This is a genomic window from Paenibacillus glycanilyticus NBRC 16618 (assembly GCF_004000805.1).
GTDB lineage: Bacteria > Bacillota > Bacilli > Paenibacillales > Paenibacillaceae > Pristimantibacillus > Pristimantibacillus glycanilyticus.
On record NZ_BILY01000019.1, the window covers coordinates 1 to 25,224 of the forward strand.

Below are 25,224 nucleotides of genomic sequence, written 5' to 3' on the forward strand. Positions count from 1 at the left end.
CAAAATGGCGGGGGCAGCCTCTTTTTATTTAATCAGACATTAAAGCCAGACGGATCTGATGATGATGACCAACAGAATGAAGAGGACAAGAATGAATCCAAAAGCACTGCCGCCACCATATCCGCAACCGGCACCTGCAACAGGACCAACTCCGTAGCTCATTTGTTCATCTCCTTTAACTAATGTACAGTATCCTATGTTTAAAAACCCAAACGGTATAGGCATTCATCAAAATTGTGCGTTTGCTGAATTTTAACGAATGATGCACATTGCCAAGAAAACTGAGCATGTACCCCTTTTTCAGGACGAAATTATAGATACTCCCCTAAGCGCTCGTTAAAAATAGTCAAATATTTAAGATCCGTTTCGTCGAAACGGCTAAACGACGGACTGTCGATATCGAGCACGCCAATAATCTGACCGCCGCTGTACAGCGGGATAACCAGCTCGGAATTGGAAGCACTGTCACAGGCAATATGCCCAGGGAACTGATGGACATCCTCGACGAGAACGGCTTCCTTGCGCGCCACGGCCGCTCCGCATACCCCTTTGCCAACCGCGATACGCGTGCAGGCCGGCTTGCCTTGGAAAGGCCCAAGGATAAGCGTTTCCCCTTCCAGCAAGTAAAAGCCAACCCAATTAATATCATCCAGGAACTGCTGAAGAAGCGCCGAGGCATTCGCCAAATTGGCGATCCGGCTGCCCTCGTCCTCTACCAGTCCCGTTAATTGCTTGATAAGCAGCGTATAGTTCTCTTCTCTTGTGCCCGTATACAAGCTAGCGTTAAACATTTTATATCACTCCTACTCTATCAACCTGACCAACCATCCAAACCAGACTTGATCGTATGAATAGAATATCATATTCCAGCAGCATGAGCGATTAGGGGGATAATTTGGGTGACGAAGAAGAAAACCGCAGCAAGGAAAAAAACGAGCGCAACGAAGAAAACGAATACGGAAAATCAAAACACAAAAACGGATCTGCTCTATCCTTTGCAGGAAAACTTTGAAGATGAAGGGTTTGCCCTGGTCAACCAAGCGAGAGAAGCCGCCGGCCTGCAGCCTCTCAGCAGACTGGAAGTGCTATTTGAGGCGGCTGAAGCCAAAGCGCAGGATATGCGAGACAACCATTATTTCGACCATCTATCCCCCACATACGGTACTCCGGGACAAATGCTGACGCAGTTTGGCGTGGAATGGACGGCTTACGGGGAAAATATCGCTGCCGGTCAACGCACACCGGCCGCTGTTATGGAAGCCTGGATGAACAGCCCGGGCCATCGGGCCAATATATTGTCTCCTAAATATACGCATTTGGGAATCGGATATGCACCCGGGACAAATGACAGCCGCTACCGGACTTATTGGGTACAGGAATTCGTAAGACTATAGATGTGATTTTTCACCCAGATCCAACTTTGCTCCTATTTTTGTAACTAATTTACAAAAGCTTTACTTCTCCTATACATTCTCCTAATAGAAACTTTGTAAGATGCAGTTGAAATCGCGCTATCAAATAGGAGGAGATCCAAGAATGAAAGGCAAAGTTTTGAAGACAGCCCTGCTTGGAACAGCAGCAGCCGCACTTGTTGTTACGGGGTATACAGGCATTAAGAGCAATAACCAGGTTAACGCTGCAACCCAAAAAGCAAAAAACGTCGTTCTCTTTGTTGGCGACGGCATGGGCACCGCGCAGCGTGATGCCATCCGGCTTGCTACAGTAGGCGAAAGCGGACAACTGGCTATGGACTCGATGCCTTACGTTGGCCTCATTCATACAAGCTCCACAACGGCCATCACGGATTCCGCCGCTTCCGCAACCGCTTATGCAAGCGGCGTAAAAACGTACAATGGCGCAATCGGCGTGGACGCAAACAAGAAAAGCGTCAAAACGATTATGGAATACGCGAAGGATAAAGGCATGTCTACCGGTCTTGTTACGACAAGCCAGATTACGGACGCAACGCCCGCGGCTTTCGCTTCCCATGTAGAAGACCGCTCCAAGCAAAGCGATATCGCCCTGCAATATTTGACGAAGTCGAAGGTTGACGTGCTGCTCGGCGGCGGCGAAGACTTCTGGTACCCTGCAGGCAACAAGGGTGCTTTCGACGATGAGACGCCAGCTGATCCTTCCGAGAAAAGCAAAGGAACGCAAGGCGACCTGGTGAAAAAGGCGAAGTCGCTTGGTTATACGTACGTAACGAACAAAACGGACATGACCAAAGCAAAAGGCAAGCTGCTTGGCCTGTTCGCTAACGAAGAAATGTTCCAGCAAAAGCCGGAAGGCCAAGGCGATGTCTACAACCCGATCGTCCCTCTTGCCGACATGACGAAAAAAGCGCTGGACACTCTCTCCGCAAACAAAAAAGGCTTCTTCCTTATGGTTGAAGAGGAAGCTACGGACGAAATGGCTCACAACAATAACGCGAAGCTCACGATCAAAGCCGGTCAAGAGCTCGACAAAGCCGTAAAAGTAGCGAAGGACTTCGCGAAGCAGCATCCGGATACGCTTGTGCTCGTTCTTGCCGACCACGAAACAGGCGGCTTCTCCGTTGAAGAGGTAGACGATTCCGACGAGTCTACGGATGGCAAAACCATCTCCGGTGAAGACGGTCCGTTCGCGATCGCGAATTCCAAATTGAACTTTGTCGTAGACTGGACAACTTCCGGCCATACGGGCGTTGACGTTCCGGTTACGGCAACAGGCGCAGGCTCGGAGCTGTTCACGGGCATTTTCGAGAATACCTCCATCTTCAACAAGCTGGCTCAAGCTTTGAATATTACGATCAAGAAGTAAGCCCCGCTTGAACATTCCCCGCTATGCAAAAAAGAGACTTCTCTTGGCTAATCCGCCATGCGAAGTCTCTTTCTTTATTTCTATATCCTTATAACACTTTGCTAAGGAATTCTTTCGTTCTTGGATGCTGCGGATTCGCGAATACTTCACGCGGCGGTCCCTGCTCGACAATCTGCCCGCCGTCAATAAACAACAAGCGGTCCCCTACCTCGCGCGCAAAGCCCATCTCGTGGGTTACGATGACCATCGTCATGCCTTCCTTCGCAAGCGACTTCATCACGTCAAGCACCTCGCCGACCATCTCGGGATCAAGTGCCGACGTAGGCTCGTCGAACAGCATCACATGCGGTCGCATCGCAAGCGCGCGGGCAATCGCTACGCGCTGCTTCTGGCCGCCGGACAAGCGGTTCGGGTACGCATCCCGTTTCTCCTCAAGTCCTACGCGGCGCAGGAGCTCAAGGCCGATTTTGTCCGCCTCATCCTTTGCCACGTTCTGTACTTTGGTAGGAGCAAGCGTAATGTTCTGCAGCACCGTCTTGTGCGGGAACAGGTTAAACTGCTGGAACACCATGCCCATGCTTTGACGAAGCTCGTTGATATTCGTGTTGCGGTCCGTGAGGCGTTTACCTTCGTACTCAATCACGCCGTCCGTAGGCGTCTCGAGAAGATTCAGGCATCTCAGAAAGGTGCTTTTGCCGGAGCCGCTTGGCCCGATGACGACGACAACCTCGCCTTTCGCAATCTCCGCATCAATGCCGTTCAGAATATTCGCTTTGCCGAATGACTTCTTAAGTCCGGTTACTTTAATCACTTGTTTTCAACCTCCGTTCGCCAATGCCAAGCAGCTTGGACAACGTAAAGATCAAGACGAAATAGATCAACGCGGAAATAAGCATCGGCTCAATGGAAATATAGGTGGCGCCTCTAATCGCATTTGCCTGGTAAGTCAATTCGGCGTATCCGATAACGGACAATACCGACGACTCTTTTACGACAACGACAAACTCGTTGCCAAGCGCGGGCAATACGTTTTTGAATGCCTGAGGAAGGATAATTTGACGCATCGCCAATCCTTTCGACATCCCCAAAGAACGAGCGGCTTCCATTTGACCTTTATCCACCGCTTGGATACCCGCACGCATGATCTCGGCAATATAAGCGCCGCTGTTTACGGTAAGGGTCAGATAAGCGGCCGTAAAGATACCGATGTCAAAGCCAAGGAAGATCGGAAGTCCGTAATAGAACAAGAACAACTGTACGAGAAGCGGCGTACCGCGAACGATTTCAACATATACCGTTCCGATGAAACGAAGCAGCCACAGTCCCGACAAACGGAGGAGGGACACGAGAGTACCAAGCACAAGGCCGCTAAGAACGGCAAGCAGCGATACCTCCAACGTCTTTTTAATGCCGGTCCAATAGTACGAACCATAGTCGTTTAGAAAAGAAAAATCCCAATGATACGCTAATTCCATGATGTCTACCTGCCTTTTATTTCTCGGAGATTTGCGTCATTTCGGATACCCATTGATCAATCTTCTTGTCCGCAGTCAGATGATCAAGCGTCTTTTGAATCTCGGCGAGAAGATCCTTTTCCCCTTTGTTAACCGCTACAGCGGAACCGCCGGACTCGTATTCAGGCGAAATGCTTGTTAATGCGAGATCGGAGTTTACGTTGGCATACCCTTGCGCAACCGGAAGCTCGGCAATGAGAGCATCAACCTTTTTCGATTTCAGCTCAAGCACCAGATCCGTCGTTTTACCCAAGGATTTCAGCTTGGCGCCTTTAATGCCTTGACCGATTTTCTCTTGCGTGGAGCCCATTTGAACGCCGATCGCTTTACCTTCCAGGTCAGCCATCGTCTTGAATTTGTCTTTATCTTCCGCACGAACAAGAACGCCTTGTTTAGCTTCGTAATAAATCTTGGAGAAGTCTACCGCTTTGGCGCGTTCCTTATCCGGCGTCATGCCTGCGATAACGAAGTCGATTTTGCCAAGCTTCAGCTCGGCAAGCAGGTTGCCGAAGTCCATATCCTTAATCTCCAGCTCAACGCCAAGATCCTTCGCAACTTCCTTTGCGATCTCAATGTCGAAGCCTACGATTTGATCTTTACCGTCAATATTTTTGTGGAACTCGTACGGCGCGTATTCAGCGCTTGTGCCGAGGACGATTTTTCCGGCTTTCTTAATATCGGCCAGCTTGCCGGTAGCCTCTGCGGCACCGTTATCCGCGGATGCTGCCGGGCTTTCGTTAGAGGAAGAATTATTCGCGTTGTTTTTGCCGCCGCATGCCGCCAGCGTAAACACAACAACTAATGTAAGCATAAGAACCAAGCTTTTTTTCAACGTCATGTCATTCAACTCCTGATGTCTGATCATTAGAAAACCAGTTGATTATAATTCATTATCACGTATAAAGATACAGGTTTTTTCTCCCATAATTTTCAGCTTCGCTAAGTCGTTGGCCCTACTACAGGAAGCATTCCCAAATAACCTCATCCTCACTCGAAGGCGGCGAGTACAAGAAGCCAATATACGCCATACTCCTTTTATAGTAGAATTTATAGCTGAATGAAACATGCTTCCCAATTCGATTATGAGGTGCTTACCATGTCCATCAGTTTTACGTCATCGATCATTAGCCGATTAAAACGGGATATCGCTGAAATAGACCGGCAGATTGTCCAAAATAAAAGCAAAGCTGCCAAGATTAACGCTAAAATCAAACAGCTGCAAAAAGACAAACCTGACGGTTCCTCGCCGGCAGATCAGAGTAAATTGACCCAAATCAAAAAGCTCAGCGCCAAAGCCGATCAATTAACGGAATCGCAAACGGATCTGGCCAAGCAATTGTCCGTGAAAAACGCCGAGCTTAGGCTTCAACTGGCTAAGGGGAAATGACTCTTGAACAATTCATTGAAGCAAAAAAGGATGCAACCCTTATCAGGTTACATCCCCACAAACAACCGGCCTGAAACTTTAAGCGTCTTCAGAGCCGTTCTTGCCGGATAATAGCAAATTCATCAAAATAGCGGTAACGGATCCGGTTACGATCCCGTTCTGCAGAAGCATCTTGGCGAAGTCCGGCAGCTGGTCGAAGATTTGAGGCACCGCCGAGGATCCAAGGCCAACGGCAATACTGCATGCGGCGATGAGCAGATTGCGCTCCTCGCGCAGATTTACTTCGGACAAGATCGAGATGCCGGAAGCCGCAACGGAGCCGAACATGACAACCATCGCACCGCCAAGCACCGCATTCGGGATCACCGTCGTAATCGCCGCAAGCTTCGGCAGCAGTCCAAGCACAACCATAATGCCGCCGGCCGCAAAAATAACATCGCGGGTTTTTACGCGAGTCAGCGTGATCAGACCGACATTTTGCGAAAAGGCCGTATACGGAAATGCATTAAATAATCCGCCGAGCATAATGGCCGCGCCTTCCGAGCGGAGACCGTTAATAATCTGCTTCTGCTCCACCTTCTGATCCGTTGCTCTACCGACAGCCAGATAAACGCCCGTGGATTCCACCATACTGACAATATTGACGATAATCATCGTGAACACGGCCGTCAGGCTGAATTGCGGCGTACCGAAGTAGAACGGTTGAACGATGTTGAACCAGGAAGCCTCGTTTACGGGCGCAAAGCTGACGATTCCCATCGCGTATCCGGCGATCGTGCCAACGGCAAGGCCAATCAGCACGGAAATGGAGCGCAAGAAGCCTTTGGCGAACCGATTCACGAGCAAAATGACGATAAGCGTGCCAAGTGCCAGCAACAGATTGCGCGGCAATCCGAAGTCCGCGCTGCCTTGCCCGCCGGCAACGTTATTCATGGCAACAGGGATCAGCGAAAGTCCAATGATGGTAACGACCGAACCGGTTACGATGACCGGGAAGAACTTCAACAGCTTCCCGTATAGCGGTGCTGCCAATACAACGAAAAGGCCGGATAAGATGATTGCTCCATAAGCCGTAGCCAGATTCGAGGCAGACGCAATCGCTATGATTGGGCCCACCGCCGTAAACGTGCAGCCGAGGATAACCGGCAGTCGGCTGCCGAAATATTTGGTACCCAGCACCTGCAGAATCGTTGCAAGACCGCAAGTGAACAGGTCCGCCGCGATCAGGTAGGCCATCTGCGTACCATTTAAGTGAAGTGCGCCCCCGACGATTAACGGAACAACAACGGCGCCTGCGTACATCGCCAAGACATGCTGAAACCCTAATGTAAATGCCCTCTGTCTCTGTCTGCCCAGCATCCCTTATACCGTCTCCTTTACAAGCTCTTTGGCCGATTCCACGAAATCGATTTCCCCCGGCGCCATTCTGGAGATGGTTGCAAGCGACTCGACGCTGACATTCATTTGCTCCAACAATCCCCGGCCCTCTTGGAATCCTTTTTCAATGACGCAGCTAACGCCGGCAAGCTCAGCGCCGGATTCTCTCACAATCTGAACCAAACCAACCAGGGCTGCGCCCGTTGCGAGAAAATCGTCAACGATAAGAACCTTGTCGCCGGGTCCCAAATAATTTTTCGAAACCGTCACCTGATACGTTTCTTGCTTCGTAAAGGAATGAACAGACGCCGAATAGACCTGCTCCGACTGCGTGACCGCCTTTTTCTTCTTGGCGTATACAAACGGAACTTTAAGCGCTATACCCGCAGCCATCGCAAATTGAATGCCGCTTGCTTCAATCGTAAGCACCTTCGTAATAGTCTTGTCCGCAAACCGGGCCACCAATTCTTTGCCAATCTCCAAGGCAAGCTCCGTGTCTACTTGATGATTCAAGAAGGAATCCACCTTCAGCACCGTATCGGACAAAATTAATCCTTCTTCGCGTATTCGATCTTTCAGCCTTTTCATCTTTTTCGCTCCTCTAGTTGAATAAAAAAAGGGACAAGCCCTATTAGGCCTGTCCCACGTTAAACTAATTCGTGCACGCTGAACTACATTCGAAGGTTTTCCTACTGCTTCCAATACGGAAAAGCACAATAAAGAAAAATGCAAACAGCGATCACTCATAGTCGGATAGTTGCGATGGTTATCCGGTAGAAACTTATGGGCCATATTCCCATGATTATATGAGTCTTTTTAAAAATGCATTTCTAATCATACTAGGAATGAAGGCCACATTACAAGTGGTATTTTTTTATGATAGGCTATTAGGGCAGAACGGTTTCTAGGAGAGGAGCAACCAAATGAATTTTAATCTCACGGAAGCGATTGAAGTATTGGAACGCACACCGCAAACCTTACAGCTTTTTTTATCCGGTTTGTCCGATGGCTGGCTGACATGCAACGAAGGAGAAGGAACTTGGAATGTACGGGAGGTCATTGAACATCTGATTGAGGGGGAGAAAAACAACTGGATTCCGCGGCTCGAATTTATCCTCGCAGAAGGCGAACATGCGCCCTTCCCTTCCTTTGACCGTTACGCTCATTTGAATCAAACCTCCGCCCGGTCATTTGAACAGTCCTTGCTTGAATTTATTGCGATCCGGACTCATAATATCGCGAGGCTCGAGGAGCTCGTGAAGGATGAATCAAGTCTTGAGCGGACTGGCTCCCATCCTGCATTTGGCGTCGTAAAGGTACGGGAGTTAATCGCTACTTGGGCTGTGCATGACATGACGCATATTGCCCAAATCGTCAGGGTCATGGCCAACCGTTATGTTACGGACGTGGGACCGTGGCATGAATACTTGGGGATACTGAATCGGAAATAATACGGATTAAAATAAAGAGAGGCTGCAGACGCGCTGTTCAGCGCGTTTGCAGCCTCTCTTGTTAGATGACTGATTTTAAGCATCGGACGTACTCTGTCCGATTCTTACATCATGCCGCCCATACCGCCCATGCCGCCCATATCAGGCATAGCTGGTTTGTCTTTCTCAGGCTTGTCGGCAACAACCGCTTCTGTAGTCAAGAACATAGCCGCTACGGAAGCTGCGTTTTGCAGAGCGGAACGAGTTACTTTCGCAGGGTCAACGATACCCGCTTCGAACATGTTCACCCATTCGCCGGTTGCAGCATTGTAACCAATGCCTACTTTTTCGTTTTTCAGACGCTCAACGATGACGGAACCTTCTTGGCCAGCGTTCGCAGCGATTGTGCGAAGCGGCTCTTCGAGGGAGCGCAATACGATGTTAACGCCTGTTTGCTCGTCGCCGCCAATTTGAATAGCCGCAACTGCTTTGTATACGTTGATCAGAGCTGTACCGCCGCCGGATACGATACCTTCTTCAACCGCTGCGCGAGTCGAGTTCAGGGCATCTTCAATGCGGAGCTTGCGCTCTTTCAATTCAGTTTCAGTAGCCGCGCCGACTTTGATTACCGCTACGCCGCCAGCCAGTTTAGCCAGACGCTCTTGCAGCTTCTCACGGTCGAACTCGGAAGTTGTTTCTTCCAGCTGCACGCGGATTTGGTTAACGCGAGCTTGGATGTCGTCAGGGTTGCCGCTGCCGTCAACGATGATCGTGTTTTCTTTTGTAATGCGGATTTGGCGAGCGGAACCGAGTTGGTCCACAGTAGCGGATTTCAGCTCAAGGCCGAGTTCTTCCGTTACGACTTGCGCGCCAGTCAGAGCCGCGATATCAGCCAGCATTGCTTTGCGGCGGTCGCCGAAGCCCGGAGCTTTAACGCCTACGCAAGTGAATGTGCCGCGCAGTTTGTTCAGTACGAGCGTAGCTTGCGCTTCGCCTTCGATATCTTCCGCGATGATCAGGAGCTGTTTGCCGGATTGAACGACTTTCTCCAGAACAGGCAGGATCTCTTGGATGTTCGAGATCTTTTTGTCCGTGATCAGAATGTATGGATTGTCGAGGACAGCTTCCATTTTATCCGTATCCGTGATCATGTACGGGGAAACGTAACCGCGGTCGAATTGCATGCCTTCAACCACTTCAAGCTCCGTTACGAAGCCTTTCGATTCTTCAACAGTGATAACGCCGTCGTTGCCCACTTTTTCCATCGCTTCTGCAATCAGTTGGCCTACTTCGTCGTCAGCAGCGGAGATCGAAGCCACTTGCGCGATCGATTGTTTGCCTTCGATTGGTTTAGCGATTGCTTTCAGCTCTTCTACAGCAGCTTTAACCGCTTTTTCGATACCTTTGCGGATAACCATAGGGTTAGCGCCAGCCGTAACGTTTTTCAAGCCTTCGCGAATCATCGCTTGAGCCAGAACGGTTGCCGTCGTTGTACCGTCACCGGCAACGTCGTTTGTTTTTGTTGCTACTTCTTTAACCAGTTGAGCACCCATGTTCTCGAATGCGTCTTCCAGCTCGATTTCTTTCGCGATGGAAACGCCGTCGTTTGTGATGAGCGGGCTGCCGAATTTCTTCTCCAGCACCACGTTGCGGCCTTTAGGACCAAGCGTTACTTTAACCGCGTTTGCAAGTTGATCAACACCGCGCAGCATTGCGCGGCGAGCGTCTTCGCTAAATTTAATTTCTTTTGCCATTACCAGTTACCTCCCAAAAAGTATAATAAGTATCTTCCGCCTTGCCCTCTATGTTAGGAAACGGGCTTATCCAAAGATCGCGTGAATGTCGCTTTCCTTCATAATCAAATACTCTTTGCCGTCGTATTTGATTTCTGTTCCCGCATATTTCGAGAAAAGGACGCGGTCGCCAACTTGAACTTCAAGCGCAACGCGAACGCCGTCTTTCAGCGTACCGCTGCCAATTGCCACCACTTTGCCTTCTTGCGGCTTTTCTTTAGCTGTATCCGGCAAAACGATGCCGCTTGCAGTCGTTTCTTCTTTTGCGATCGGTTCGATCAATACGCGTTCACCCAAAGGTCTGATCATTGAAAATAGCCTCCTTAAAAAATTTGTCGCTTATTGTTTTTTATTAGCACTCGTAAGCTTGAAGTGCTAACAACCATTTTTATCATACTCATTTTCCAGTCCGATTTCAAGTGTCTTGGACCAATTTTGCAGTTAATTAACATCGGCTCTCAAGGCACCTTCACCATTATAGCCCTAGCGAAAAGACGGCATACGCATATAAGCGCATGCCGTCCTTAATTACGGCTTCACTTGCAAGCCGCCTAAAATAAAATGAGTCATCTCTTCGATCGTATAATCCAGTGTATGAGGCCCCTCGCTGCGAATAGCCTGCCAGTACTCGGAGTTGCGATTAAACAACAATACGCCCGCGATGGAGTACACGGTAAGATCAACCGAGTTGAATTGGAACACGCCCTGCTCGCGGCCTGCCTCCAGCCACTTTCGCAGCGCCTGCCACAGCGGCATAACGTAATAGCGGATTTTGTCGATGCGAGAAGTGTTCAGCAGGATTTCATACTGGATAATCTGAACAAGCTCCGGATCGTTATACCGAAATTTGGAGACCTCCGAAATAACCAGCTTCACACCGTCAAGCGGAGGCAGGTCTTTGTCCACGTTAGCAAACTGTTGGCTAGGAAAATACGCATCGAACAAAGCCGCGAACATATTCTCTTTCCCGCCGAAATGATACGAAATGAGAGCGACGTTAGCCCCGCCCGCTTCCTCGCATATTTGCCTTACCGTTGTCCCGTCAAAGCCCTGACTGGCAAACAGCTTCTTTGCCGCAAGCAGGATGCGGGACTTCACATCGCTCTCATTCGTTGTCATTGTCTAATCCTCCAGCAAATCTATTTAAATCGAATTATTTGGCCGTAACCGCCGCCTCTTGCTTTTGGCCGGCCCTTCCGCTTCGTTTCAGCCCCGTTGCCGCAGCGCTCACCGCGACAGCCACCGCCGTAATCAGGAAGAGAGCCGCTACCTCATGGCCTACGCCAGGTCCGCCAAACAATAAGTTCATATTGCCTTCAACCGCATACGTTGCGGGAAGAACGGAACCAAGCCCGGTATAAAAGTCCGATAACAGCTCGCGCGGAACAATGGTACCCGAGGATACCAGCTGCGCCGACAACAGCATAATGTTGAACAGCATGCCTGCCATGCCAAGCAGATAAAGAAACATTTGCGATACGAACATAAAGGTTAACAGGAACAGCATTTCAAACAACCACAGGTGAATAAAACCCTGCTCGATTTGCCCGCCCAGCGAATACAGCAATGCCGAGCCAACCAGGGATACAACTACCGCGGCAGCGACATTAATGATGCTCCTCGCGCCAAATCGTCTCCAGCGGCTTACCCCGCCCGATACAGCCATCGCCGACTGCTCCAGGTTCATGCCCATGATCATGGCACCGACATAAGAGGCTAGCACCATCATCATCGGCACCATCTGATTGTTCATGCCGTGAATCGCATTGGTCGATTGAATATCCGCCGTTACGCGCTCAGCCAAGCTTTGGGCCGCCTTAGCAGCCTGATCTTCCGGCATCTTGGCAGCCACGCCTAGCGTTGTCTTCACGCCGGCGGCTACCGCCTGCTTGTTTACCTCGGCCGTAACCTGCTCGGCTACCCCGTTCATCATGCTTTTAATTAAAGCAGGATTCGACTCATTAATCCAATACTGAATGTTGGCGTGTCCGCCTGAAGACGCCGCCTTTTGCGTAAAATCCTCTGGCATGTAAATAATCATCTGAAGCTTCCGGTCGTCCAGCTGCTGCTGGGCAGCGTCCAAATCATCCAGCCGGGACATCTGGAACGGCAGCTCCTTAAGCAGATTAGCCGCTACCTGCTCTCCAAGCTGCTGGTCTTTATTGACAACCGCAATATGCAGCTGATTGGCACGATCGGTTACCCCGTCATAGCCCGTCATCCAAATCAAAGAGAATATGATTTGGAACATAAGTGCCGTAATAATCCCTACCCATGTGGTCGGGCGCTTCATAAATGCCTGCAAAGCCTGTTTCAATCTCTCCACTCCCTCTATCTATATCTCGTCTTAAACATATGTTTAAAACAACTGTTTAATACATTAACAAGGAAGTTTCTTTATGTCAACGATGGATTTGGGATAGTCCTTAACTTACTTATAAATCATTATTAAACAAAGAAGACGCCTTTCTGGCGTCTTCTTTGTTTATGGGACTTTAACGTCAAAAAGCTGTAGCCGTCAGCTCCCTAATTTTTTAGTATCGATCATCCGCTTCTAGATTCAACTCAAACTCCTTGTCGCGGTCGCAGATCAACACTCCGTCCACAACCTCCAGCTTGGCAACCTGAATGGACGAACGGCGAAATTCATAACTGTTCGAATCTTCATGATGCCCCTTCACACGGCCTGGATGAGTAAAATAAAAGATATATCCTTCTTCTCCTTGCACAACTACATCCGCGTGAAGGCCGATCGTCCCGTCATCCGCACGTTTGCCAGGCTGGTCAAGAATGATACCGTTTCGTTCCCATGTCGTCAGATCATCGGAGCGGAAAACACCTTGCCCTCTCCATTCGTCAATGATAAGCCAATAATATCCTTTTAAGCGGAAAACATTCGGTCCTTCGTGGCCTCTTTCGGTTATCACCGGACCAATCGGCTGCCAATCATACAGATCCTTGCTCTCTGCGGCGTAGGTATGATTCCGCTGCTTAAACCACATTCGAAACATGCCGTTAGGCAGCTGGTACACACAGGCATCGATCACGTTCTCCTCACTAATGCCAAGCGTGGACTGGAATTCCCAACGAATAAGGTCGGAGCTTGTATAATGCCGGATACGAGCCTTGCCCGTCCAATCTTCCGGTACGCCGTGGACGTAAGTGACATACATATGGTACAGCCCGTCATGCCAAATGATTTCAGGCGCCCAGAACGTATTTCTGCCCCATTCCGTTTCGAGACCTTCCAGGGTTCCTCGGTATAACCAGGTTGATCCGCCATCCGAGGAAGAAGCAACACCAAGATCGGTGCCATGCACCCACCCGAATTTTGGCCCCTCCTGCGTTGCGCGGCGGTTCGTATAGATCAACCACCATTCCTTGGCCTGCCGATTCCAAATAACGACTGGATCTGCCGCGCCGTCATAAATGGGATCCCTAAACAATGGCGATTTCATTCATTCTCCACTCCTCGCAACCCAATAATTAAATTGATCTACATCAATATAACCCTGCTCACTTTCGCAGTTATAGCTGTATAACCCGATCCGGTCGCCCCTGTAATTCCCCCATCCCAGCTGATATGCGTCTCCAAAGCTCGTGAATTGTACGCCATCGACGCTATATTCAAACCGGCTGATTCCGTCTACGTTCCATACAGACCTTAACCATAGGGTAGAACCCTTTAATTCCGGACCCCATTCTACCGTACCCGAATGATTAAACTTCAGGATCCTTGTCCCGTTCCGTTGCTGTACGCCAATCGTGCAATAGGTTTTCGCAAAATGGCAAATTCCGGCTTCTTGCCCGTCCGCCATGCCGCCGATATCCAGCTTTACGGTTGCCATATTATGAACGGTTCTGAACGCCCGTTGCGTAATGACGTTGCAGACGGTAAAGAAGTTGCCCTTCTCGATCGGTTGGCATGCGTATAGACGCAGGTGGCCCGGCCGTTCCGTTAACGACCATTTGTCGGCTCTTGGCTGATGGTTCCACTCCCAATACGGCTTAAGCACCGCCCGGTCAAAATCGTCATTCGTGGTAAGAACCGTCGTGGGATGGCCGTTAATCGGCTTCACGCCGCCCCATACCATCTCTCCGACTCCGTCGCCGTCCGTATCTTCTCCAATGATCGGCCATCCGTCCACCCATGTTACGGGTAGCAAGTGAAGCGGTCTGCCTTCAAAATCGCCCGATCCCTGGTGGCTAATGAAATACCATTCCCCGGTAACGGTATCGACCAGTCCGCCTTGATTCGGCTCCCGGTCTATTTCCTTTCCGTGCGTATGAATAATTTCCTTTTCCTTATAGGGCCCGTAAATATGTTCGGACCTTAACATCATGACGACTCGGACTTCACCGGCTTCCTCAAGTCGAACCTCGCTGTGGAAGAAGTAGTAGAACCCGTCTATTTTATAGATCTTATTGGCTTCGCTGCCTTTGTACTGATGAATAATCGTATCGGTGTCATGCAGCAGCTCTCTGCCGTCTTCACTGAGTTTGAATAAATGGATGTTGTAGTTGTCTGCAAAATTCGTGGCAACGAAGTAGCCTTGTCCGTCTTCGTCCCAGAATGGACAGCAATCGTCCCAGCCAGTGACCTCCCAAACCCGATGAAGCGGCTCCCAAGGTCCAGCCGGATCGGAAGCCGTGCTCATAAACAATCCTTCATCGGGCGTGAAAAAATAAACCCAGAATTTATTCTTATGGTATCGGATGGCGCCGGCCCAGACCCCTCTGCCGTAACGATTCATGCGATCGTAATTGTATTCCGGGCCAATGCTTGTCAAATCTTGAACAACATGTCCAATCATGCTCCAATTCACAAGATCCTTGGAATGCAGCACCGCCATCCCCGGAGAGCAATGCAAAGTAGAGGAGATGCCGTAATAATCATCCCCGACCCGAATGACATCCGGATCGCTATAATCGCCGGGCAAGACAGGATTAACATAGGTGCCATCCCCCTGATCTCCCCAGGCACCTTTCTTCGATAATAAATGGTAGTTAACTTCCATAACCTAGCCATCCTTTGCCTTTGAATTTAACTTTTGAATTTAACTGATCGTTGTACATCTTCAATACACTTCGTTATCCTCGCGGTCTTGCTATCCCGCCTGTTACAATCCCGCAAGGGCAGCAATCTCGTCAGCAGGAAGGGCTTGGTCATAAATGCGGAAATCATCCACTCGTCCGTCGAGATACGGATCGGAGCTATATTGGGAACGGCCGATCCAATTTTGCGTCGTTGCGCCCAGATCGGACGGTTTAATGGTCATCGACGTATTGCTCCCCACTTGAGCTCCATCAACATAGAGAGTGCCGGTCGAACCGTTTAACGTAACGGCTACATGATGCCAGCCTCCCGTTGCCAGCGCAGACTGCCCGTCAATGATTTGCTCGCTCGAATTATTGTTTTTGATCGCGAAGCGAATTTTGCCATTGGCTCCATTTTTCGGAGTAAGAAACATACTGGTCGAAGTCCCGGAACCAAAATCAAAAATTCGCATCCAGTTTTTAGCGCTATCCAGATTCACCCATGCTGAAATGGTGATTGTGTCAGCCCCGGAGACAAGGCTGGAAGGAAGGGCAATATAGCCGTTTGTTCCGGCAAGATCCGCAGCGTTGCCGATTTTACCCGTAATCCAGGCCGTACCGCCATTCAGCGTTCCAGGATTGCCGTTTCCGGATGCGTCTGCGGCTGAAGCTCCGCTTGTTTCGTCAAATTTATACCAGGACAGGAGGGTGGCCATCGGCATACCATCGGTTGTTGCGGAAGCAATTGCCGACATGTCCGATTCTCCTATTGCATTTACTGCCGTTACCTTGTAATGGTAGGCCGTATTCGGTTTTAAACCCAGGCTGGTATACGACGTTCCTGTAATCAAATCGCTATTAACTTTGGTATAGACGGCATTCTCAGCTAATGAATCGGCGACGTATACCTGATAACCCGTTGCTCCTGGTACAACCGGCCAGCTTACGTTAATCGATCTATAATCTGCTGTCGCAGCTATCACACCCGTCGGTGCTGCCGTTACGGATTCCAAGGTTTGCCCGTTCATCACACTCGCAACTTCAGATGAATTTATCGCGCGATTATAGATTCTGACATCATCCACTCGTCCGTCGAGATACGGATCGGAGCTATATTGGGAACGGCCGATCCAATTCTGCGTCGTTGCACCCAGATCAGACGGTTTAATGGTCATCGACGTATTGCTCCCCACTTGAGCTCCATCAACATAGAGAGTGCCGGTCGAACCGTTTAACGTAACGGCTACATGATGTAATCCAGGCCGTACCGCCATTCAGCGTCCCAGTATTGCCGTTTCCGGATGCGTCTGCGGCTGAAGCTCCGCTTGTTTCGTCAAATTTATACCAGGCTTTTAAATGGGTGTCGACGTTGACTTTTACGGCTGCATGATACGCTTGCCCGTTATAGGTCGCGGTAATCGTAGCTGTACCTGCGCCAATCCCGGTCACCAAGCCTGCCGAATCGACGGTTGCCACAGCTGGATCGGATGAAGTGAAGCTTGCTTGACTTGTAAGAACCTGATTGCTTCCGTCCGGATGAATGACCCTTAATACGGATTGATGCGTATGATTGACGTTAAGAACATAACTGCTTGCATCAAAAGCCGGAATGCCGTCTCCTCCCGTTGTGGCCGATACAACGGCGAACGTTGATCCTCCGGATACACGGACCTTGTAAAAGTAAATCGTATTTGGATTCAAGCTTGTGTCGCTATAAGACGTTGTTGTAATTGGCGCACTGTTAATCTGAGTATAAGTTCCATTTTCCTCTGTTGATCTATAGATGTTGTAACCAAGTGCGTCCGGTACAGCCGTCCAGCTTAAGTTGATCGCATCCGAGCCGGCTATGGTTGCTTTCAGTCCAGTTATATTACCTAGAATGATCCTGTTGCTCAGCCCATCCGTCTTTGCCGCGTCAGGCGTGTACAATAACATGGCAAGCGGATAATCCTTTCCTGCAACCTCAGGCATTCTCGTTTCGTACACATAGGCCAAATACTTGTATTTTTCCTGGGTCATATCCTGCCCTTCGATATATTTATAATAGTTGTACAAAACACTGTAAAACGCATCAATTCTGCCTCTTTGATCCGGATTGATCTGATCGAATATCTGACCGGAATAGCTTTGGTTTGCCACCGCGGGCGTCCACATCACATCGTATCCGAGATGATACTTTAGAGCATACGTAGTCCCTTCCAGCAACCTGTCATTCAGAAAATGAAATGGATTTACCGCATTAGCAGCCGTTGAGATTGTTCCTGCTGCCGGGTCAACCTTCGTTCCTTGGGCGTAGATGGTCTGTACCAATGTTGACAGTCCGGCGATATTGGCATAAGAATGTCCCACATCGCGGCCCATTTCCATTAATTGCACATGGTAATCCGACGAATCGAGCGGCGCTCCTGTCCTTTCGTTTTTGGTCATCCATCGCATTTCATGTTTGATCGAACCATTCCTTCCCCCCTCATCGCCTTCTGCATTCACTGTTGTTGCTTCTACGGATTCCGCATACATTTCCAGGTCATTGGTAAAGATCGCCCGCGCCATCGTTCCCATAACCGTAAATTGGTGCTGATTCATGAAAAAAGAATGTGCGTTATAAGTGACCGAGCAAAGCTCCATCATATGGCTAAAATTCTGGGTGTCGGTTTCTGTCCATTTCAAACCTGCTGTAGGCGTGTCGGAATAACGCAAAATTTCTGCCGCTGCCGCCAGCAAATAAGTCATCGTCGCAAAACGGAAGTTCGTATGAGGAGCAACAGACTGGATGCCGGAATAAGATCTGACGATATACATCGAACTGGAACGGTACGTCTCATCGCCGGTAATGTACCACATAACGGCTTGTTTAAAAGCGGTTAAGGCATCCGTATTCGCACGCGTTCCCACATAATCGCTTGGGTCAGACCAGTACTTACCATTTGCATCGGTAAAGGCCCACGGACCGCGTATATTAACGAATAGATCATTTCCGACTTCATATAAGATTCTTGGATTCGGTCTGGATTGCCAGTCGGCGGCAAAGGCCTCGAACGCCGTATTCCACGGCTCGTCCCCTGCTCTTACATGGTCGCGCATATTGTCCAGATCGGCCAGCGTCATGGCAATACCCGGATGATGGATCGTTGCTGATACCGTTGATCCGTTAGCATCCGTGTAGGAAGCATTCACATCGGCGTTTACCGCTTGTGGTTTGTAAGATGTAATGAGCGGCGAAACAGCCGCATTCGCTGTTCCGGCACCTCCAAAGCCTGTAAAGGTCATGACTAACGTAAAACAAACAATAAGGACTAAAAAGAATTGGCGGCGATTGCTTTTTATGACCAGGTCCATTTCTTATTCCTCCATTCTTCAAGAAAAAGCCCCCAATTTAACGAAGATTCGATTGGGGGCTTCGATGATTATGCGCAAGTTGACTCGTTTATCAACCTTTTTGCTCCTTGACGGTAATCGTGATCGTTTGGCTGGATGTCTCCCCAGCCGCATTGACTAATACGGCGCGGTACGAGTATACGCCCGGCGCTCTGCCGGAGATGCTCGTTGCCGCCTTTTGGGCCGCAGGCGTCGCTTCACTCAGCGTCTGCGAATCGATCAATGTCCCGTTCTCGTACAAGCGGTACTCGGAACCGTTCGTTCCCCACCACATGTTCATCGTAACATCGTAATTCCCGTCGCCGTCCCAGTTATTATGGGACAAGACCGGTTTGCCCGGCGCGGCGTCGGTGACGGTGACGACATGCGGATCGCATTTCGTCGTGCCGAAGATGTTCGTGAGTTCACAGGTGTACGTGTACGTACCGTTTACTTTGCCCACGATATCGGTCTTCACGGTTTGCGCCTCCGGCGAGTTGTCCGTCAGCCTCTGCGTGGCGATTAGCTTGCCGTTTTCGTACAGCTTGAACTCGGTGCCGTTGTTCCCCCACCACAGGTTCATGGTGACGGTGTAGCTGCCGTCCTTCAGCCCCGTGTCGTGCCCGTTGTTGTCGGACAGGACCGCTTTGCCCGGAGCGCCGCTTGCAAGCGGCGTCACGTCGTGCAGCCACTGCGCCCAACGAATCATCAGCACAGTCGCTTGTTCGGCAGTGAACACTTTGCCGCTTTGCTTGTTCACGTCTGCGATATACGCCTGCAGCAGATTGCGAGCCTCCGCACCTTTCCTTTCGGCCGCTTTCGTTTTGGCCTCTGCCAGCTGCTGCTGAAGGGATGCCACAACTAGCTGCGAATCAGCTGCTCCTGTTTCGGCCGCGAAGGTTTCGGTGAGTGCAGACAGACTGTCGAACGTCGCGGTGACGCTGTACGAATGTTCGGCCGATGAGCGGTGTCCAGCGGCATCCTCCGCTTCCGCCGTCACCTTATGAACGCCCGGCAGCAGCGTATACGCCTTGACATCCACAAGCGGTGCGTTGCACGGCGAGTTGGTCACGCCGGAGATGCTGTCCACCGCTTCGCATATGATGTTGACCGTCTGATCAATCGTATAGGACGCTTCACCGGAGATCGTGAGTTGAGGCGCGGTCAGGTCGATCTTCGCCTCCGCCGATTTCGGATAGACCGAATCGGTTACCGACTCAGGACGATACAGCATCTGGTTCGTGCCTTCCTGCCCTAGGATAACAGGCGCGTCGTAGACACTCCAGCTGCTTCCGCCATCCAGGCTGTACTGTATATTTTCGTAACCAGACAACGTCACCGTAACGGGTGCCGTATACCAGCCGTTCTGGCCGTTTGGAGACGAAGGATCAAGCGACGACGTGATCTTGATCTCCAGTTTTTCCAGTGCTTCCATTGCTTGCAGCAGACTCACAGATTCTGCATCGATCGCATCTTGGCTGGCATCTGCAGGCAAAGCTTTGGCGTTCGTAACCGTATCCGTCAGCACTTGCCAGCTCGATTCGGTGTAAAGCTTGGCATTAAGCGCTGCAGCTTTATCCAGCAAGTAATTCAGTAAGGAATAGTCCCCGTGTGGCGCCGTATTGTTTGCTAACTGAAGGATCTCAGCAGCGCTTAATACATGATCATCAATACGGAATTCGTCCAGCATGCCGCCCAACAACGGATCTGAAGAAAACTGGCTTTTTCCGAGATAATTTAACGTTGGTTTGAAGTCGCCCGGCTTGATCGTGACGTTAGCGGATGCCACTTCCACACCGTTCACATACAGCTTCTCCTTGCCGTTCCCGAGTGTCACCGCCACATGAACCCACGTATTCGTTGCGAGCTGCGAGGTTTGCACGATTTGCTCAGCGCCGCCGTTCTTAATTGCAAACCGCATAAAATTACCCGTTTTCGGCGTTAGGAACATATATTGGGTAGTACCGTTACCGAAGTCGAAGATTCGTTGCCAATCCTTTCCGCCTTTCCAATACACCCAAGTAGACAAGGTGATCTCATTGTAACTGGACAGCGGATGCTTAGCGGGCAGCGTGACATAGCTATTGGTGCCGTTCAATTCGATCGCTTTCCCGACTTTCCCATCCTTGAACGCAGGGGTGCCGGAAACCGTCCCGTTGGAAGAACCGAATGCATTATCCGCGTTTCCTTCAAACGAATAGAAGGATAATGGGTTGCGGGCAAGCAGGCTCTTCGCATCGTAAAGCTCCTTGGCGATTTTCATATCCGTATAGCCAGGAGCATTCATTTCCGTTTTGATGCGTTCCACTTCTTGGCTGAACAGATAATAACTCAGTCTTGAATAATCTCCTGTCGGAAGCGTTGCCGCATTATCTAGTGCAAGCTGAAGCGGGTCAATGACCGTTACCGACGTACCGTCCGTCGTACCGGTCACGACAGGCCCGTTATCGTACAAGATTTTGAATGTCATTTTACCGGTTTGATAAGCGGTTCCAACCATCGACTGAGCTTTCCAATGAAGCTGGTCTTCTGATGCAGTCTCCATTAATTTATCGCCGAAGTAAACCTTGACATTCTCAAGAGCTTTACCGGCAGCAAAATTCAAGGTGACCGTGTTCCCCGTTACGGCTAAGGAAGAATCCTCCGGATTATCCGACTTTAGCGTCACCGTATCCAATATGGCCGGACTTCCCTCATGGATGACGTTACCAAAGAACTTGACTTCGGTAAGATTGCCGTACCAATTGATGCTATTGTAAATCCGGATGTAACGATAGGCTTTCGGATTCTGAACCGGGAATGTTTGCCAATTCACCGTATTTACAGCTGGTGCGGTCAACGTCACCCACGGCTCATCACCGATGTGATTGGTTCCCTGGATGACAATACCTGCAGACCGGGCAGGAAGGCCTTGACTTCCAAGCAATTTTACTTGGGTTAATTGCACTTTATCCTGATCCCCGAGGTCAAATGCGATCCAACCCACGCCTCCGTTTTCGGAGCGAAAATCGGAGCCGGTACCTATATTCCCGTCAAACATATAGCCCACTTGCTGAACGGTCGTATCCATGCTTCGACCCGGTGTAGAATCAGTTAAAGGCAGGGTCTTGAATACATCGTTGAGGAGCCCCTCTTCGTTAACGATAGTCACCTTGGTGCCGTCAGTCGTAAGCTTGACCGATCTGCCGAGATTTGCGCCTTGATTGTAGTCGATGCGGAACGGGACTTTGCCAAGCGTATAGAATTCTCCAAGCTTTTGCTTCACGGTAAAATGACGGGCATCTGTGGAAACAGCATCCATCTTCGTACTGCCGAAATAAACGGAAACATTATCGATCGGTTCGCTTGCGGTAAACGATAACGTCACGGTATCACCAGCCGTTGCGATCGATGAATCGCCCGGATGATCGGATTCGATGGATACCGTTTGCAATAGATCGACAAACGGGATATCGGCATTGTCAAAACTGAAGTAATCGACTTCCACTCGGCCATCGGCAGTTCCACCGGTAGCTTGCAGCCTGAGATAAATCGCGCCTTCTCGCGACGCATAACCCGATTTCGCCAAATCGTATGGGATCGTGACGAACTCGCCGTTCGTATTCGGAACGGCAAATTCAGCTACGGTATTGGCAGCCGTATCTCCATTGCCAAGATCGATGGCTTTTATGACAACAGGCTCGTTGCTCTTCACCCGCAATACCATAAAGCGCCGGTCATCGCCTTTGGCCCCCATATCGACATTGCGATAGGTTAATGCGGAGCTGTCTCCTGGTAACACGACATGATCCCCCATCTTCTCGGCATTGCCGTACAGATCGGAAAGATAGCTTCCGCCCTGCCGCTTTGTCGACTGAACCGATCCGGAAGAGGATGGCGTTACGTATTTAAAACTGTTAAAGGTCAAGGCGCCGGTCCCTCTGTAGACCAGATAAAAATCGTTGTTGCCTCCGTTATTGCCGTAGATAATCTCATCATTCTGATGGTCGAAAGCGGCGGTCATCGTGTTGCCTGCCGTATCCGCAATCGGATAGCTCTTGACGAGCTGGCCCTGCGGGCCTCCAAGCCTCATTTCAAGCACGCCGCTTCCCGCAGCTTTATGATCCAACAGCAATTGTACGGTGCCGCTGTCAAAATTCATGTTGCGATATCCGATATAACCGCCGTCTGTCAGGGTAATGTTATCCGACACCTCGTCCTTCACATAACCTGTTTCGCTCGTAATTGGGGCTTCAATTGCCTTGTTATCGGTTTTGGCAAAACCGCCGGAAAATTGAAACCAGCGCGCTTCGGCGGCAAAATTATAGGCATTATTTGAACCTGTCGTTTTGAAATAAAGATTCTTCTTGCCTTTCAGTGTATCGCCGATGTTTTCGAATTTCTGAACATAGGTGTTCGGTATGGTCCACCAGCCTGTATGGGGGACCTTAAAGATGGCTGTCGGCTTCGTTAGGGCCATGGTCTCGTCAGTCAGCTTCACGTCAGGGTCGGTAACGTACATCGTAATGGTCGACCCGGCCGTCGAGTTTTGGGCATAGGTGAACGCGAGCGTATCCGCGGGAACCGAACCGAAATCGAAATTTTCGTAGCCGAACCAGTTGCCGTTCATCGTCCCTTCGGCTTTGTATTGGATGTAACCGTTTTCGTCCAGATAACTGGCGATTCCAGGTTTTACAAAGCCGTTCTTGAACCAAACTGCGTTGTTGGAGGAAAATGGTACAGCCGGGTACCGGTTATATAGACCATATAAATTTCCCGCTTCCTGCAAAGGCTGTGGCGGCCCCTTCGGCTCCGTGGCCAAAGCCCCGTTCGCAGGGGTAAAGAGAAGCTGGCCAGACCCCGGTGTATCGATGGCCGGAACTTCAGGATGCTCCATCAAGATCTCGGGATATTTGAACAATTCGTCATATTTACCGCCGGAATATCCTTTCTCATATTTATAATAGTTGTAGATGGAAGCGGCTTCTGTTATGGATCCACCTCTCGGACTGATGCCGGTCCACCCGGTCTTTTGTCCCACGCCGTTGATATGAGGGAAATATTCCACATCGTACCCTGCATTGTATTTCGTATAATAAGAGAGGGCCTTTAGCAGCTTTTGATCCTGAAATTCGAAGGGGTCTACTCCGCCCTCGGCAACCGGAACCCCGGTAACAGGATCAAGCTTCGTCCCTTGGACATGAATGGTTCGGGCCGTTGCGCCGTATGTCGCCACGTCAAGGTTCGAGTGACCCTGATCGCGTCCCATCTCGACGACCTCTCCATTATCCATTATCGCCGCGGCGAGCGAGAAATTGATACTTTCTGCCCCGCTTGCATTATCTTGGTCAACGGCTTTTTTATTGACGGCAAACCGCTCCACCGCTTCATTATAACCGTTGATATCATCCAGGAAGATGGAAATGGACATATACCCCATGTTCCCTACAGCCGCTTGATTATAAAATCCGAACCACTTGTTCGTTTCCTGCCAGATGAGTCTTAAAAAATTATCGTAGACCTTCTTTTTTTCATAATCGATATTGCCTTGGGCATCCCGGCACCATCCGGAGCTTGGCGTATAGAGAAGAATTTCTGCCGCGGCAGCCATCTTCTGACCTGCGACCCCGGAGCTGAGAACGCTGGATGCTCCCCACACCTTCGAGATCGTATCCCAATTGGCCGGCTCCGTCGTATCGAAAAATTGCTTAAGCCCATTGGCCCACGCGTCCAATACGTTTTTGGCATTGTTCAGATAATCCTCATCCCCCGTGATGTACCACATGAGCGCTTGTTGATAGGCTGTCGTGGCATCCTGACGCAATTGCTTGTCCCCGTTGCTGTCGGAGACTTGAGGATAAGTGAACTCCTTTTGCGTTCCTCCGTTCCCATAGATCGCTACATTTTTCGAAGATTCGGCTGACCTTCTAAACGCATCGAATGCAGATGCCCAAGGCTCTTTACCGAGCCAAACCATATCCCTCATGGTGTTCAGATCCGATCGCGATTGCAGAATACCCGGATGGACGATTCCTGTCGGGCCTTTTACCACATAGTCGTCATAGCTTCGGTCATAGTTCGGATTGATGATTGCGCTATTTTGCGGCGTTGGCACATTGGATACATAAGGGGTATAGGGTGCAATGCCTGAAGATTCGGCAGCCTGTACGGTTGCATGGCCGACAGGGATGATGCCGCCTAAAATTAGAAGAGTTAATACGATAGAAAGAGAGCGTTTGCATTTGGGCAGAAACCCTTTCATCTCAAAGACCTCCTTTCAAGATTGAGCCCCTGGCGGGCAAAATGGTCGACCTGTTTTAATTTCATTTTCATTACTGCGCTCCTCTCAAATTTTAAATGTACATCTATACTAAACCGCCGAAGCGAGTTCAGCCTGCCTGCGAGAATCAGCCTTCACTGGTCCAAGTCTACGCTTGCCGCAAAGTCACCTCTGAGATTGTAAGCGTTTTCACAATCGACCAAGCTTCTCATTCTAGCGAAGATAGGCTTGAGATCGGAACACCTACCGATCTGATTGACCAGAATCGACAGGT

Annotated in this window: 19 protein-coding genes, 2 pseudogenes and 1 riboswitch; of the genes and pseudogenes, 4 read left to right on the top strand and 17 right to left on the bottom strand. The window is 50.0% G+C overall.

Annotation, left to right across the window (positions count from 1 at the left end):
• Positions 1-39: 39 nt before the first annotated feature.
• Positions 40-225 carry a sporulation protein YjcZ gene (yjcZ, locus tag PGL01S_RS16375; RefSeq protein ID WP_373864162.1) on the bottom strand — a complete coding sequence of 62 codons (186 nt, stop codon included), beginning with the start codon at positions 223-225 and terminating at the stop codon, positions 40-42.
• 86 nt (positions 226-311) lie between these two features.
• A complete protein-coding gene (msrC, locus tag PGL01S_RS16380) occupies positions 312-791 on the bottom strand; it encodes a free L-methionine (R)-S-oxide reductase MsrC (protein WP_127495676.1) in 480 nt (159 codons plus the stop codon).
• 108 nt (positions 792-899) lie between these two features.
• On the opposite strand from msrC, the gene PGL01S_RS16385 reads away from it, so the two are divergent.
• Together PGL01S_RS16385 and PGL01S_RS16390 are read left to right on the top strand one after the other, a co-directional pair.
• On the top strand, positions 900-1,394 hold the full coding sequence (locus tag PGL01S_RS16385; RefSeq protein WP_127495677.1) for a CAP domain-containing protein: 495 nt from the start codon (positions 900-902) through the stop codon (positions 1,392-1,394).
• A 142-nt stretch (positions 1,395-1,536) separates the two neighbouring features.
• On the top strand, positions 1,537-2,799 hold the full coding sequence (locus PGL01S_RS16390) for an alkaline phosphatase (protein WP_127495678.1): 1,263 nt from the start codon (positions 1,537-1,539) through the stop codon (positions 2,797-2,799).
• Positions 2,800-2,887: 88 nt separating this feature from the next.
• Here PGL01S_RS16390 and PGL01S_RS16395 read toward each other — a convergent pair whose 3' ends face one another.
• From PGL01S_RS16395 to PGL01S_RS16405, 3 genes are read right to left on the bottom strand one after another with little or no spacing between them, the layout of a single operon-like run.
• Complete coding sequence (locus PGL01S_RS16395; RefSeq protein ID WP_116393707.1) at positions 2,888-3,610, bottom strand: amino acid ABC transporter ATP-binding protein; 723 nt, start codon at positions 3,608-3,610, stop codon at positions 2,888-2,890.
• Positions 3,603-4,274 (bottom strand): amino acid ABC transporter permease, encoded by a 672-nt coding sequence (locus PGL01S_RS16400; protein WP_116393706.1) that lies wholly within the window; start codon positions 4,272-4,274, stop codon positions 3,603-3,605. Before PGL01S_RS16400 ends, PGL01S_RS16395 begins: the two co-directional genes overlap by 8 nt.
• 16 nt (positions 4,275-4,290) lie before the next feature.
• Positions 4,291-5,151, bottom strand: coding sequence for an ABC transporter substrate-binding protein (locus PGL01S_RS16405; protein ID WP_127495679.1), 861 nt, complete (start codon positions 5,149-5,151; stop codon positions 4,291-4,293).
• Positions 5,152-5,409: 258 nt separating this feature from the next.
• Between PGL01S_RS16405 and PGL01S_RS16410 the strand changes: the two genes are divergently transcribed.
• Positions 5,410-5,700 (top strand): hypothetical protein, encoded by a 291-nt coding sequence (locus PGL01S_RS16410; RefSeq protein ID WP_127495680.1) that lies wholly within the window; start codon positions 5,410-5,412, stop codon positions 5,698-5,700.
• 78 nt (positions 5,701-5,778) lie between these two features.
• Here the strand turns inward: PGL01S_RS16410 and PGL01S_RS16415 are convergent, their stop codons facing one another.
• On the bottom strand, positions 5,779-7,059 hold the full coding sequence (locus tag PGL01S_RS16415) for a nucleobase:cation symporter-2 family protein (RefSeq protein WP_127495681.1): 1,281 nt from the start codon (positions 7,057-7,059) through the stop codon (positions 5,779-5,781).
• A 3-nt stretch (positions 7,060-7,062) separates the two neighbouring features.
• Complete coding sequence (locus tag PGL01S_RS16420) at positions 7,063-7,665, bottom strand: xanthine phosphoribosyltransferase (protein ID WP_127495682.1); 603 nt, start codon at positions 7,663-7,665, stop codon at positions 7,063-7,065.
• 138 nt (positions 7,666-7,803) lie between these two features.
• Positions 7,804-7,907: riboswitch (purine riboswitch) on the bottom strand.
• Between the two features lie 93 nt (positions 7,908-8,000).
• Between PGL01S_RS16420 and PGL01S_RS16425 the strand changes: the two genes are divergently transcribed.
• Complete coding sequence (locus tag PGL01S_RS16425) at positions 8,001-8,528, top strand: DinB family protein (RefSeq protein ID WP_127495683.1); 528 nt, start codon at positions 8,001-8,003, stop codon at positions 8,526-8,528.
• Between the two features lie 104 nt (positions 8,529-8,632).
• Here the strand turns inward: PGL01S_RS16425 and groL are convergent, their stop codons facing one another.
• The 10 genes and pseudogenes from groL to PGL01S_RS16470 form a co-directional block, all read right to left on the bottom strand.
• Complete coding sequence (gene groL / locus PGL01S_RS16430; RefSeq protein ID WP_127495684.1) at positions 8,633-10,261, bottom strand: chaperonin GroEL; 1,629 nt, start codon at positions 10,259-10,261, stop codon at positions 8,633-8,635.
• A 66-nt stretch (positions 10,262-10,327) separates the two neighbouring features.
• Entirely contained in the window at positions 10,328-10,609 is a 282-nt protein-coding gene (groES, locus tag PGL01S_RS16435; RefSeq protein ID WP_127495685.1) for a co-chaperone GroES, read from the bottom strand.
• A gap of 219 nt (positions 10,610-10,828) precedes the next feature.
• Positions 10,829-11,419: a TetR family transcriptional regulator gene (locus PGL01S_RS16440; RefSeq protein ID WP_127495686.1), complete on the bottom strand. Its 591-nt coding sequence runs from the start codon at positions 11,417-11,419 to the stop codon at positions 10,829-10,831.
• A 34-nt stretch (positions 11,420-11,453) separates the two neighbouring features.
• Positions 11,454-12,626 carry a YhgE/Pip domain-containing protein gene (locus tag PGL01S_RS16445; RefSeq protein ID WP_373864163.1) on the bottom strand — a complete coding sequence of 391 codons (1,173 nt, stop codon included), beginning with the start codon at positions 12,624-12,626 and terminating at the stop codon, positions 11,454-11,456.
• Positions 12,627-12,834: 208 nt separating this feature from the next.
• Positions 12,835-13,758, bottom strand: coding sequence for a glycoside hydrolase family protein (locus tag PGL01S_RS16450; protein ID WP_127495688.1), 924 nt, complete (start codon positions 13,756-13,758; stop codon positions 12,835-12,837).
• Positions 13,759-15,318: a glycoside hydrolase family 43 protein gene (locus PGL01S_RS16455; protein WP_127495689.1), complete on the bottom strand. Its 1,560-nt coding sequence runs from the start codon at positions 15,316-15,318 to the stop codon at positions 13,759-13,761.
• A 102-nt stretch (positions 15,319-15,420) separates the two neighbouring features.
• Positions 15,421-16,611 (bottom strand): DUF4992 family lipoprotein, encoded by a 1,191-nt coding sequence (locus tag PGL01S_RS16460; protein ID WP_127495690.1) that lies wholly within the window; start codon positions 16,609-16,611, stop codon positions 15,421-15,423.
• Positions 16,541-18,673 (bottom strand): Ig-like domain-containing protein, encoded by a 2,133-nt coding sequence (locus PGL01S_RS16465; protein ID WP_127495691.1) that lies wholly within the window; start codon positions 18,671-18,673, stop codon positions 16,541-16,543. The genes PGL01S_RS16460 and PGL01S_RS16465 overlap by 71 nt, the downstream gene beginning before the upstream one ends.
• Positions 18,674-18,764: 91 nt before the next feature.
• Positions 18,765-19,358 (bottom strand): annotated as a pseudogene (locus PGL01S_RS31650) (chitinase N-terminal domain-containing protein); the annotation flags it as partial.
• A gap of 984 nt (positions 19,359-20,342) precedes the next feature.
• Positions 20,343-24,932 (bottom strand): annotated as a pseudogene (locus PGL01S_RS16470) (LamG-like jellyroll fold domain-containing protein); the annotation flags it as partial.
• Positions 24,933-25,224 lie beyond the last annotated feature (292 nt).